12 protein-coding genes and 4 tRNA genes are annotated in these 11,424 nt (G+C 64.5%); 11 read left to right on the top strand and 5 right to left on the bottom strand.

The window, feature by feature from the left end; all coding sequences use genetic code 11:
• Nucleotides 1-13: 13 nt before the first annotated feature.
• The 4 genes from R3P93_RS11855 to R3P93_RS11840 form a co-directional block, all read right to left on the bottom strand.
• Nucleotides 14-556, bottom strand: coding sequence for an HIT family protein (locus R3P93_RS11855; protein ID WP_032397953.1), 543 nt, complete (start codon nucleotides 554-556; stop codon nucleotides 14-16).
• A 2-nt stretch (nucleotides 557-558) separates the two neighbouring features.
• On the bottom strand, nucleotides 559-2,619 hold the full coding sequence (gene thrS, locus R3P93_RS11850) for a threonine--tRNA ligase (RefSeq protein ID WP_317533152.1): 2,061 nt from the start codon (nucleotides 2,617-2,619) through the stop codon (nucleotides 559-561).
• Nucleotides 2,620-2,721: 102 nt separating this feature from the next.
• Nucleotides 2,722-3,123 carry a TIGR02611 family protein gene (locus tag R3P93_RS11845; RefSeq protein ID WP_068050610.1) on the bottom strand — a complete coding sequence of 134 codons (402 nt, stop codon included), beginning with the start codon at nucleotides 3,121-3,123 and terminating at the stop codon, nucleotides 2,722-2,724.
• A gap of 116 nt (nucleotides 3,124-3,239) precedes the next feature.
• A tRNA-Val gene (locus tag R3P93_RS11840) sits at nucleotides 3,240-3,311 on the bottom strand.
• 242 nt (nucleotides 3,312-3,553) lie between these two features.
• On the opposite strand from R3P93_RS11840, the gene R3P93_RS11835 reads away from it, so the two are divergent.
• The 7 genes from R3P93_RS11835 (at nucleotide 3,554) to R3P93_RS11805 (ending at nucleotide 5,929) form a co-directional block, all read left to right on the top strand.
• Nucleotides 3,554-3,625: transfer RNA gene (locus R3P93_RS11835), tRNA-Gly, on the top strand.
• A 17-nt stretch (nucleotides 3,626-3,642) separates the two neighbouring features.
• Nucleotides 3,643-3,713 (top strand) — tRNA-Cys (locus R3P93_RS11830).
• A gap of 37 nt (nucleotides 3,714-3,750) precedes the next feature.
• Nucleotides 3,751-3,825: transfer RNA gene (locus R3P93_RS11825), tRNA-Val, on the top strand.
• 126 nt (nucleotides 3,826-3,951) lie between these two features.
• A complete protein-coding gene (locus R3P93_RS11820) occupies nucleotides 3,952-4,236 on the top strand; it encodes a hypothetical protein (RefSeq protein ID WP_255183271.1) in 285 nt (94 codons plus the stop codon).
• Nucleotides 4,229-4,936 (top strand): alpha/beta hydrolase family protein, encoded by a 708-nt coding sequence (locus R3P93_RS11815; protein WP_317533087.1) that lies wholly within the window; start codon nucleotides 4,229-4,231, stop codon nucleotides 4,934-4,936. The genes R3P93_RS11820 and R3P93_RS11815 overlap by 8 nt, the downstream gene beginning before the upstream one ends.
• Before the next feature lie 16 nt (nucleotides 4,937-4,952).
• Nucleotides 4,953-5,405 carry a hypothetical protein gene (locus R3P93_RS11810; protein ID WP_068050602.1) on the top strand — a complete coding sequence of 151 codons (453 nt, stop codon included), beginning with the start codon at nucleotides 4,953-4,955 and terminating at the stop codon, nucleotides 5,403-5,405.
• Complete coding sequence (locus R3P93_RS11805; RefSeq protein WP_394855291.1) at nucleotides 5,402-5,929, top strand: GNAT family N-acetyltransferase; 528 nt, start codon at nucleotides 5,402-5,404, stop codon at nucleotides 5,927-5,929. Before R3P93_RS11810 ends, R3P93_RS11805 begins: the two co-directional genes overlap by 4 nt.
• Nucleotides 5,930-5,936: 7 nt before the next feature.
• On the opposite strand, the gene zapE is transcribed toward R3P93_RS11805, so the two are convergent.
• The gene (gene zapE / locus R3P93_RS11800) at nucleotides 5,937-6,950 is read right to left on the bottom strand and encodes a cell division protein ZapE (RefSeq protein ID WP_094641984.1); all 1,014 of its coding nucleotides are present in this window, start codon (nucleotides 6,948-6,950) and stop codon (nucleotides 5,937-5,939) included.
• A gap of 34 nt (nucleotides 6,951-6,984) precedes the next feature.
• On the opposite strand from zapE, the gene R3P93_RS11795 reads away from it, so the two are divergent.
• The 4 genes from R3P93_RS11795 (at nucleotide 6,985) to msrB (ending at nucleotide 11,140) form a co-directional block, all read left to right on the top strand.
• The gene (locus tag R3P93_RS11795; protein WP_317533085.1) at nucleotides 6,985-7,773 is read left to right on the top strand and encodes a pyrimidine reductase family protein; all 789 of its coding nucleotides are present in this window, start codon (nucleotides 6,985-6,987) and stop codon (nucleotides 7,771-7,773) included.
• A gap of 46 nt (nucleotides 7,774-7,819) precedes the next feature.
• The gene (locus tag R3P93_RS11790) at nucleotides 7,820-9,382 is read left to right on the top strand and encodes an alpha/beta hydrolase (RefSeq protein WP_317533084.1); all 1,563 of its coding nucleotides are present in this window, start codon (nucleotides 7,820-7,822) and stop codon (nucleotides 9,380-9,382) included.
• Nucleotides 9,383-9,445: 63 nt separating this feature from the next.
• Nucleotides 9,446-10,684 carry a glycosyltransferase family 87 protein gene (locus R3P93_RS11785; RefSeq protein ID WP_317533083.1) on the top strand — a complete coding sequence of 413 codons (1,239 nt, stop codon included), beginning with the start codon at nucleotides 9,446-9,448 and terminating at the stop codon, nucleotides 10,682-10,684.
• 27 nt (nucleotides 10,685-10,711) lie between these two features.
• Nucleotides 10,712-11,140, top strand: coding sequence for a peptide-methionine (R)-S-oxide reductase MsrB (gene msrB / locus R3P93_RS11780; RefSeq protein WP_068050608.1), 429 nt, complete (start codon nucleotides 10,712-10,714; stop codon nucleotides 11,138-11,140).
• Nucleotides 11,141-11,424 lie beyond the last annotated feature (284 nt).

Raw genomic sequence — 11,424 nt, 5'->3', positions numbered from 1 at the left:
TCTCGCCTGTGGTTCATTCGTTCCAGGCCGACGCGAGCAGGGCCCGAGTGTCACGGAGCAACTGCGGCATCACCTTCGCACCGCTGATCACGGTGATGAAGTTCGCGTCGCCGCCCCACCGGGGCACGATGTGCTGATGCAGGTGCTCGGCCAGCGATCCGCCTGCGGCAGCACCGAGATTGAGTCCGACATTGAAGCCGTGCGGACGTGACACTCGCTTGATGACGCGAATCATCTGCTGCGTGAATGCCATCAACTCGGCGCTCTCCGCAGGTGTGAGGTCTTCCAGTGCCGCGACGCGGCGGTACGGCACGATCATCGCGTGGCCGGGGTTGTAGGGGTACAGATTGAGTACCGCGTACACCGATTCGCCTCGTGCGACGACGAGTCCGTCCTCGTCGCTCATCTTGGGAATGTCGGAGAACGGCTCGTTCGACTTCGCCGAGCCCTGCGGAGCCTCGGCGATGTAGGACATCCGGTGCGGTGTCCACAGTCGCTGCAGCCGATCGGGCTCACCGGCCCCGGTGACGACGATCGACTCGTCCTGTTCCGACATGATCAGCTCACTCCTGCGGGGTCGGTCTGCACGAGCTCGGCGGTCGGTGATGCGTTGTTGCGCTGAGAGATCCAGTCGGTCACGACCGTGATGGCCTGCGCCACCGGGACGCCGTTGACCTGGGTGCCGTCCCGGAATCGGAAGCTCACGGCTCCGGCTTCGACGTCGCGTTCGCCGGCGAGAAGCATGAAGGGGACCTTCTGCGCCGTCTGGTTGAAGATCTTCTTCTGCATCCGATCGTCACTGGCATCGACCTCGGCGCGCACTCCACGCTTCTTCAGTTCGTTCACCACCGCGAACAAGTGATCCTGGTAGACCTCGGCAACCGGGATGCCGACGACCTGAACCGGTGCGAGCCAGGCCGGGAACGCGCCCGCGTAATGCTCGGTGAGCACCCCGAAGAAGCGCTCGATGGAACCGAACAGAGCCCGGTGGATCATCACCGGGCGTTCCTTGGTTCCGCCCGAGCCGGTGTATTCGAGCTCGAAGCGCTCGGGGAGGTTGAAGTCGAGCTGAATGGTCGACATCTGCCAGGTACGCCCCAGCGCATCCTTGGCCTGCACCGAGATCTTCGGTCCGTAGAACGCGGCACCACCCGGATCGGGCACCAGGTTCAGGCCCGACGCCGCCGCCACCTCGGCGAGGGTGTTGGTTGCCTCTTCCCAGACTTCGTCGCTGCCGACCGACTTCTCCGGGTTGCGAGTGGAGAGTTCGAGGTAGAAATCGTCGAGGCCGTAGTCCTTGAGCAGTCCGAGAACGAATTCGAGGGTGCTGGTGAGCTCGCCGCGCATCTGCTCGCGGGTGCAGAAGATGTGCGCGTCGTCCTGGGTCATGCCGCGCACGCGGGTGAGACCGTGGATGACGCCGGACTTCTCGTAGCGGTAGACCGAGCCGAACTCGAACAGGCGCAACGGCAGTTCACGGTACGAACGGCCGCGGGAACGGAAGATCAGGTTGTGCATCGGGCAGTTCATCGGCTTGAGGTAGTAGTCCTGGCCGGGCTTGCGCACGTCACCGTTCTCGTCGAGCTCGGCGTCCAGGTGCATCGCCGGGAACATGCCGTCCCGGTACCAGTCGAGGTGACCGGAGACCTCGTAGAGATGGCCCTTGGTGATGTGCGGGGTGTTGACGAACTCGTAACCCTCTTCGATGTGCCGCTGCCGCGAGTAGTTCTCCAGCTCGTTCCGGATGACGCCACCCTTGGGATGGAACACCGGCAGACCGGAACCCAGTTCGTCCGGGAAACTGAACAGGTCCAGCTCGGATCCGAGCTTGCGATGATCGCGACGCTCCGCCTCGGCCAGCAGTTCGAGATGCACGTCGAGCGCTTCGGTGGATTCCCACGCAGTTCCGTAGATGCGCTGCAGGCCGGCGTTGTCCTGATCGCCGCGCCAGTACGCAGCCGAACTACGGGTGAGCTTGAACGCGGGCACGTACTTGGTGGTGGGGATGTGCGGTCCGCGGCACAGATCGCCCCAGATGCGCTCGCCGGTCCTGGGATTCAGGTTGTCGTAGGCGGTCAGCTCTCCCCCACCGACCTCCATGACCTCGGGATCGTCGATACCGGACTTGTCGTCGATCAGCTCGAGCTTGTACGGCTCGCCGGCCAACTCCTCGCGGGCCTGCTCCACCGACTCGTAGACCCGACGCGAAAAACGCTGTCCCGCTTTGACGATCTGCTTCATCTTCTTCTCGAGTGCCGTCAGATCCTCGGGAGTGAACGGCTGCTTCACGTCGAAGTCGTAGTAGAAGCCGTCCTTGATGAACGGTCCGATGCCCAACTTGGCATCGGGAAAGAGCTCTTGAACGGCCTGCGCCAACACGTGCGCGGCCGAGTGCCTGATGACGCTTCGTCCGTCCTCGGTGTTCGCCGGAACGGGCTCGACCTCGGTGTCGCTTTCCGGTGCCCACGACAGGTCACGGAGCTTGCCGTCGGGATCGCGTACCACGACCACTGCGTCGGGTCCCTTGTTGGGCAGGCCGGTCTCGCGGAGCGCCGTACCTGCCGTCGTTCCGGCCGGCACCATGATGCGGGCGGGCGAAACGGCGGCGACAACGGGCATGCTCACAGCGATGTACTCCTCGATCGATTCTTCTGGCCAGGAAGGCCTCCGACAGCCTATCGGCAACGGTCCACTCGATTGGCCTCAGCGCGACGGGTGACGTCAGATCGGGCTCTCGAGCCACGTCCACTCGAGTCCGATCCAGCCCCCGACCAACGCGAACGTGCCGAGCAGCCACAGCGTGGCCAGCACGACGACCGTGGTGAACAGAACTCCGAGACCCTTGACGAACATCGATTGCTTCGAGAACCACGCCATGAATGCGTCGTATCTCTTGCGGACGAACCGCAGCGCACTCTTGGCCCATGCGAATTCCGACGCCAGGATGCCCAGGCCCGCGAACACGATCAACCAGCCGGGCCCCGGGTAGGGAATGGCGAGTACACCCAGCACCAACACCACTGTTCCGACGACACCGACCGTAATTCGGTATGCGAGATCGAGGGACTTGTTCTCGGCGATGCGCGCCCGGAAGCGACGGTGCTTCACCTTGGCTGTGTCCATCGGACCCTGGTCGGCGACGGCCTGAGGCTTCGATTCTTCGGTGCTCACCGGCTCAGGCTACCGGCCTCGAACGCAAGAAGGCCCGCACCGACGGGCGGTGCGGGCCTTCTTTTCTGTGGTCCCGGCTGGGATCGAACCAGCGACCTTCCGCGTGTGAAGCGGACGCTCTCCCACTGAGCCACGGGACCGAACGAGGCAAAACATTAACACGAGGTGCCGCGACGAACCGAATCGCCTGCCCGATCACCGAATTCGTCCACGGACCGCCTTCGCAGAGCTCCCATCGCCTCTGCTTTCACATCTTTCACAGCGTCGATCGTGCCAATTCCGGGGCTGACCACGAGATTTGTGAGTTTCACTCCCGTTGGGTTAATGTTTTCCCCGCACCACGGAGACAACAACTGCCCAGCAGTGAGCGCCTCCGGGGTATGCGGATGTGGCGCAGTGGTAGCGCATCACCTTGCCAAGGTGAGGGTCGCGGGTTCGAATCCCGTCATCCGCTCGAGGGTCTCGACCCATGGTGGAGTGGCCGAGTGGTGAGGCAACGGCCTGCAAAGCCGTGCACACGGGTTCGATTCCCGTCTCCACCTCGCTAGTGCATCGGTCGCAAGACCGTTGCGAGGACACGCGCGATTAGCTCAGCGGGAGAGCGCTTCCCTGACACGGAAGAGGTCACTGGTTCAATCCCAGTATCGCGCACCACAGCTAGACAGATCAGGCCCCCTTTCGAGGGGGTCTTTTTTGTGCTTCACGAATCAATTGTGGTGATTCACGCCATAGAAGTGCACAGTGGAGATGACGCACACACTTCGATGGAAGGACACTCACGTGTCGGACGATGCTCAGAGCGAACCCACAGTCGACGACGCCACCCTGGAAGAGGCGAAGAAGTCCGTGGAGGGCCTCGACGATCGCTATCGACCCGGCGCCCGGCCCACCGTCGCACTGCCGGGAACCAACGGCACCGTCGCCGGGACCGCCTTCGCGGACATGGTCGACGACAACGGCGAGATGGTGGACGCCGATGACCGGGAGTCCACCGACTCCGACGGCTCTGCGGACACCGATCACGCCGACACCCAGGAAAAGGTAACGTCCTCGAACGATGCCTGAACTCGATGGTCCCGACGCCCCCGCCGACATCGATCTCGGCGGGGGCGTCGCCTTTCTGCACACACCTTCCATACCGTCACGGGGCGGCCTCGCTCTCACGCACGGTGCGGGCGGCAACTGCGAGTCGCCTCTGCTGCAGCGCATCGCGTCGGTATGGGCGGCAGCCGGATTCACGGTCCTGCGTTTCGACCTTCCTTTTCGAGTACGCAAACCCAAGGGACCGCCGCACCCGTCGAGAGCGGCCGAGGATCGGCTCGGAATCGCGTCGGCCGTCGACCGCCTTCGCGCCGAGACCTCTGGATTCATCGCATTCGGTGGGCATTCCTACGGTGGCAGGCAGGGCTCGATGATCGCGGCCGAGCGACCGGGTCTCGTCGACGGACTCGTCCTGACCTCCTATCCCCTGCACCCGCCGGGCAAGCCGGACAAGGCTCGTACACAACACCTTCCCGAACTTCGAACACCGACGGTGGTGGTGCACGGCACGAAGGACCCTTTCGGCACCACGACCGGATTGAGCGCTGCGCTCGCGCTCGTCCCGGCTCCCACTCTGCTCGTCGACATCGAGGGCGCGGGCCACGACCTTGCTCCGATGAAGTACGACGCAGCGACGAAAACCCTTGCCGGAGCCGCCTCGTTGTTCGGTGCCCCGACGTCCGATTCGTCGGTTGTCGTCCCGCTCTTCGACCCGTCGCGCTGAAGTGGTCTACTAAGGCATGCCGACCTGGGGATGGTTCATCGTGGCGTTGGTCCTCGTCGACGCTGCAGTGCTCGCGGCGTGGCTGTTGGCCCGCAAGAAGCCGGGCTCGTCCCCGGAGACCTCGCGCAACATCAGGCTCATCGGTCTCGACGAGAGCGCCCGCGCAGACATTCATTCGCTACTGGCCGCGAACAAGAAGGTTCAGGCCATCAAGGTCTTTCGTGAACGAACGGGTGCCGGACTCGCCGACGCGAAGAACGCGATCGAGAGCGTCCAGCGCGGCGAGCCGTTTCCGTCCTCCGCCACCATCGTCGACGCGGCACAAGCCGGTCCGACACCCTGGGACGATCTGATCCCGCGATTGCAGTCACTGAAATCCGAGGGTAAAGCGATCTCGGCCATCAAACTGCTGCGCGACCGAACCGGGCTGTCGTTGCGCGATGCCAAGAACGCGGTCGACCTGCTGTGACCGTGCGCGTGGCAGCACGTGCCGATGCACGTCGCGTCGCCGAAGTGGCCGCGTCGACCTTTCCCCTCGCCTGCCCGCCGGGAACCCGGCCCGAGGACATCGCGCAGTTCGTCTCGAACGTGTTGTCGGCCGAGCACTTCGAGAACTACATCGACGACGCGGCCAGAACGGTGCTGATCGATGAGACAGCCGATGCCGACGTCGTGGGCTACGCGATGCTCGTGTCCGGGCCGCCCGCGGACCCCGGAATTCGCGCGACACTCTCGCCCGAGCCGACCATGGAAGTCAGCAAGCTCTACGTGCAGCCGACCCAGCTCGGCAGCGGGGCCGCGGGGCGATTGATGTCGTCGTCACTCGACCATGCACGCCACTCCGGTTGTGCGACAGCATGGTTGGGCGTGAACCAGCAGAACGTGCGGGCGCAGAAGTTCTACGCCAAACACGGATTCGAGATCGTGGGTACCAAGACGTTCGTCGTCGGCGTTCAGACGCACGACGATTACGTCATGCAGGTGAGGCTGTGACGACCGCTCAGCCGACTGCAGCGAAACGGGACAGTGCCAGCAGACGCGAGGTGGCGCGCAGGTACTTCTTTCGGTAGCCGCCGGCCAGCATCTCCTCGGTGAAGATCTCGTCGAGCTTGCCGCCCGAGGCCGTCACCGGGATGCCCGCGTCGTACAAGCGGTCGGCGAGGACCACCAGGCGCAGAGCGATGGCTTGATCCGATGCCGGGTGCACGTTCTTCAGGAACACTGCCGGAATGCCGTCGAGCAACTTGCCGTAGCGGGAGGGGTGCAACGTGCTCAGATGCGCCAGCAGCTCGTCGAAATCGTCCAGGGTTGCACCCTCGACGGTGTCGGCGCGGTCGATCAGCTCGGACTCCGAGGTGGGCTCGGGAGCCGGAGGCAGATCGCGGTGGCGGTAGTCGGGGCCGTCGACCCGGATGGACTCGAAAATGGAGCCGAGTTTCTTGATCTCCCGCATGAAGTCCTCGGCGGCGAAGCGACCCTCACCGAGCTGCCCGGGCAGGGTGTTGGACGTCGCGACGATGGATACCCCGCGCTGCGAGAGCTCGGAGAGCAACCGCGAGACCAACATCGTGTCGCCGGGATCGTCGAGCTCGAACTCGTCGATGCACAACACGCTGTGGCTCGAGAGTTCCTCGAGCGCCTTGTTGAAGCCGAGAGCACCGACCACGTGGGTGAGTTCGACGAACGTGCCGAACGCCTTGGGCTCGGGAACGCTGTGATAGATCGAGGCGAGCAAGTGAGTCTTGCCGACACCGAAGCCGCCGTCGAGGTACAGGCCCGCACCGATGGCCGGGGTCTTCTTACCGAAGAGACCGCGCTTGCCCTTGCCGCGGATCTTCTGCACCTTGCTCGCGAACTCCTCGGCCTTCGCAACCGCAGCAGCCTGCGTCGGCTCCTTGGGGTCGGGAATGTACGAGGAGAAACTGACGTCGTCGAACATCGCCGGCGGGACCATCTGCGCGATCAGCTGATCGGATGGAACCACGGGATTTCGGTCGACAAGGCGTGCGGGCATTTGCCGAGCGTAACGACGTGGTCTGATCTCTCTCATGCAGCTTCTCCATATTGGGACCTACTTCACATCGGAGCAGGCACCCGAGTCCGTGCCCAGCGTCGGATCGACACTCGACGACGATGCCGTCCGCGCCCTGCACGCGTATCCCACCGACGTGGACAGACCGTGGATTCGCACGAACTTCGTCGCCAGCATCGACGGATCGGTGACCGCGAACGGTAAGTCGGCGGGCCTGGGAACCCCCGCCGACGCCCGCCTGTTCGGCATCCTGCGAGAACTGTGCGACGCCGTCCTGGTCGGTGCCGGAACCGCGCGCGCCGAGAACTACGGCGGCGTCTCGCTGTCCAGCGAAGCGAAGGCACGTCGAGTGGCGGCCGGGCTGGCACCGGTTCCGACGATCGTCGTGGTCACCGCCTCCGGTTCGATCGACGCGGATTCTCGATTGGTCACCGACACCGAAGTGCAGCCGGTGATGCTGACCTCGGCGGCGGCGGACGGCTCGAAGGTGGCCGCGCTTCGGGCAGCGGGAGCGACGGTGATCGAGGTGACCGGCGAATCGGTCTCGACCGGCGACATCGTCGCGACACTCAGCGACCTCGGATTTCGCCGCATCCTGTGCGAGGGCGGACCGGGACTGTTCGGACAGCTCGTGTCCGACGGGGCGGCGGACGAACTGTGTCTGACGATCTCGCCGATGCTGGTCGCCGGAGAGGCGGGCCGTATCGCCCACACATCCGACGCCGCCGACGCGCCGATGCACCGGGTACACGTTCTGGGCGACGCCGACGGAACGCTGCTCACGCGCTGGGTGCGTCGGCCATGAACAGTGCGCGGCCCGGCATCGATCGAAAAGTCGATAGCCTCGCACGGTGACGCAGAAATCAACGTTGCTCGCCGCGGTCCTCGTCCTCGCCACGATGTGCGCGGCCTGTGGTGCCGGCCCGTCGATCCGACCCGACGTCGCGGTGGAACAACGCTCCCCCGGTCAGCCCGCCGAGTCCTCGGCAGAGGCGCCACCGGAACCGGTCGCACTTGCCGTTCCGGCCACCGATCTGGCCTGGGCCGACTGCACCGCAGCCACACTCGGGACGTTCGGGCTCACCGCCACCACTCCCGGCCTGACACTCGAATGCGCAGAATACGAAGCCGACGTCGATGCGAGTGGACAGATGTTCGGCACGTTCGCCGTCGGCGCGTTGCGAGCGCGGCTCAACAGAACGCCCACCGACGCGGGACCTCTGGTGCTGACGTCCGGTTCGGATCGGTCCTCGACGGCCACGTTGGCCACGATGGCCGCCGGACCGCTCGCGACGCTGCTCGAGGCTCATCCCATCGTCGCGGTGGATCGACGCGGCATCGGCCGATCCACTGCCGTGGACTGCATCGACGCTGAGACCAAAACCGAGGTCGACGCGCTGGGGCAGTTCACCAGATCCGATGCCGACACGGTCGACCGCGCCGTCGACGCCGGTCGTGACGCCACGATCGAATGCACCGACACGTTGCAACCGCAGGAACTCGCGTTCGGAACCACCTACGCGGCGGACGATCTGGACCGCCTGCGGCAACTCTGGGGTGTGGAACAGATAGGCCTGATCGGTTCGGGCAACGGCGCGCTCACCGCGTTGGCCTACGCAGCGAAGTTTCCGGCCAACATCTCACGTCTGATCCTCGATTCACCGACCGGAGTCGGCGCCGACCAGATCACGTTGGCCGAACAACGGACACAGGGCAAGGAAGCAGCCTTCGCGGCGTTCGCGCAGCGATGCGTCGCGCTGAACTGCTCCCTCGGCAGCGATCCGACGGCGGCCGTCGCCCAGCTGCTCCTACGCGCCGCCGGTGGCGAATTCTCGCCGCTGTCCACCCACGAGATTCTCGACGGCATCACCTTCGCCCTGGCATCCACCGCAGGCGACGCGTCGTCCCGCGCCACCGGCCTCTCCACCGCCCTCTCCTCGGCCGCCGGGTCCGACACCACCGCGCTGGCCGCGCTCGCCGAGCGGGGTCGGAACGCCTACGGCACCGACGGTCAGTTCGTGTCCCGGTGCACGGACGGCCAACAGTGGCCGTCGCCGCAGGGCGTTCGCGACCTGTCGTCGCAGTGGAACGACCGCTATCCGATCTACGGCACCGACGCTGCTCTGACGGCTCTACTGTGCTCGTCCTGGCCGACTGCGCCGTCGACTCCGCTGCCCACCTCCCTGGACGTCCCGGTGTTGGTGCTGGCCAACGCAGGCGACCCCATCGTCGGCAACGGCGGGTTGTCCTCGATCACCGGGTTGGTCGGGGCAACCGGTGCGGCCGTCGCCTCGGCCGCGTGGCAGGGCAGCGGGCATCCGAGTCTGGGCGGATCTCAGTGTCTGCAGGGCGCCGCGGTGAACTACGCACGAGACACCGCGCTTCCGACCGACGGCACCGTCTGCCCCGCCTGAGTCGGGTACGCATCGCGGGGTGTCCTTCGCCGGTACGGTCACCGCCTCGGGTACCGTTCCCGGGTGTCACTTAGCTTTCTGGAGCCGCGGTCAGGGCGGACGACCGCCGAGGTTATCAAGTACGCCCTGTGGCCGATCGCCATCATGACCGTCATCCAGCGCGTGGTGATCAAAGCCGTGAACGGAGACATCACCAACGATTTCAACCCGGTGTACAGCGCCGCCCTGGCATTCCTCAACGGCCAGCCGGTGTACACGGCGAACTTCGACTCGGTCGATCCGCACTACCTGTATCAACCGAGCGCGACGATGCTGCTCTCCCCCATCGCAGTCATCGACCCCGAGCGATCCCGCTGGCTGTTCATCATCGCCAGCACGGTCGCGATACTGCTGGCCCTGTACATCCTGTTGCGCATCTTCGGATTCCGGCTCGATTCGGTCGCGGCCCCTGCGCTGCTGCTGGCCGCCTTCGTCAGCGAGACGGTGACCAACACGTTGGTGTTCACCAACTTCAACGGCTTCGTACTCCTCGGTGAGGTCGCCTTCCTCGGGTTCCTCCTCCAGCGCAAGGACCTGTCGGCCGGTGTCGCCATGGGTCTGACTCTGGCGATCAAGCCGATGCTCGCCCCACTGCTGTTGCTTCCGCTGATGACGCGTCAGTGGAAGGTCTTCATCACCTCGATCGCCATCCCCGTCGTGATGATGGCCATCGCCTGGCCGCTGTCGGTGGATCCGATGAACTTCATCGACCGGACACTGCCGTATCTGCTGCAGACCCGCGACTACTTCAACAGCGCTGTCGTCGGTAACGGCCGCTACTACGGTGTTCCCGAACTCCTCACCCTTGGCATCCGAGCGGTCCTGGGAATCATGGTTCTGATCTCACTGTGGCTGCTCTACCGATACTGCCGCGAGGACCGCCTGTTCTTCTTCGCGACCACCTCGGGCTTGATCCTCACCGCACACTGGCTGTTGGGCTCGCTGGGTCAGATGTACTACTCCATGATGCTGTTCCCGCTTCTGATGACCGTCGTGCTGAAGAACTCACTGCTGCGCAACTGGCCCGCCTGGCTCGCGATCTACGGGTTCATGAACTACGACCGATGGCTGTCGGGTCGCTGGATCGAAACCGGTCGCGCATTGGACTACCTGCGCACCACTTTCGGCTGGGCCCTGCTCATCGTCGTCATCTTCGGCGTGCTCGTCGGACGCTATTTCGCCGCCCGAAGCGAAGGACGACTCGACGACGGAATCGAACCGAGCTACTTGCTGCCGAGCGCTCCACCTGCGAAAACGGCATAGCCCGACAAATCGTATTAGCGTGTGAGCATGAGTTCAGCAACCGACAACAATTCCGCCCCGGCCGTCCAGCTCACCGACGCACAGTGGCGCGAGAAGCTGACCCCCGAGGAGTATGCGGTGCTGCGGCAGGCAGGCACCGAACGCCCCGGCGTAGGCGAATACACCGACACCACCACCGAAGGTATCTACGAGTGCCGCGCCTGCGGAGCCGAATTGTTCCGCAGCACCGAGAAGTTCGAGTCCCACTGCGGCTGGCCGTCCTTCTTCGACCCGGCCGACAGCGACGCCGTCATCCTGAAGGAAGACACCACACTGGGAATGCGCCGCGTCGAGGTCGTCTGCCGCAGCTGCCACAGCCACCTCGGGCACGTCTTCGAGGGCGAGGGTTACCCCACCCCGACCGATCAGCGGTACTGCATCAACTCGATCTCGTTGACACTCAAGCCTGCATCCTGATCGGACAGGACACTCGGATGTCGCCGCGCTGAACGCGCCACGAGCTACAGATTCGTCGAAATGGAGCCCAGACCGGTAAATTTACCTTTGATTACCTATGCATAAGGTAAATTTGCCGTCATGGCCACTTCGATCAAAACATTCTGGTGGCGTCAGGTAAAACTCACCGGCGTCAGACCCAATTTCGGCGACGAATTGACGCCCGAAGATAGTGCCCCATGGGGTGGTGTAATTCGGATCGGTGAACCATCCGGTTCATGATCAACGAGTTGTGTTGTATGTTA

It is taken from the genome of Rhodococcus cerastii (assembly GCF_033042195.1).
Taxonomy (GTDB): Bacteria; Actinomycetota; Actinomycetes; order Mycobacteriales; family Mycobacteriaceae; genus Rhodococcoides.
This window is presented reverse-complemented; position numbering and strand designations above follow the sequence as displayed.

Bases quoted from the DNA above. Each gene is read 5' to 3' on its own strand.
- R3P93_RS11855 (WP_032397953.1), bottom strand. From the start codon at position 556: ATGTCGGAACAGGACGAGTCGATCGTCGTCACCGGGGCCGGTGAGCCC.
- thrS (WP_317533152.1), bottom strand. From the start codon at position 2,619: ATGCCCGTTGTCGCCGCCGTTTCGCCCGCCCGCATCATGGTGCCGGCC.
- R3P93_RS11845 (WP_068050610.1), bottom strand. From the start codon at position 3,123: ATGGACACAGCCAAGGTGAAGCACCGTCGCTTCCGGGCGCGCATCGCC.
- R3P93_RS11815 (WP_317533087.1), top strand. From the start codon at position 4,229: ATGCCTGAACTCGATGGTCCCGACGCCCCCGCCGACATCGATCTCGGC.
- R3P93_RS11810 (WP_068050602.1), top strand. From the start codon at position 4,953: ATGCCGACCTGGGGATGGTTCATCGTGGCGTTGGTCCTCGTCGACGCT.
- zapE (WP_094641984.1), bottom strand. From the start codon at position 6,950: ATGCCCGCACGCCTTGTCGACCGAAATCCCGTGGTTCCATCCGATCAG.
- R3P93_RS11795 (WP_317533085.1), top strand. From the start codon at position 6,985: ATGCAGCTTCTCCATATTGGGACCTACTTCACATCGGAGCAGGCACCC.
- msrB (WP_068050608.1), top strand. From the start codon at position 10,712: ATGAGTTCAGCAACCGACAACAATTCCGCCCCGGCCGTCCAGCTCACC.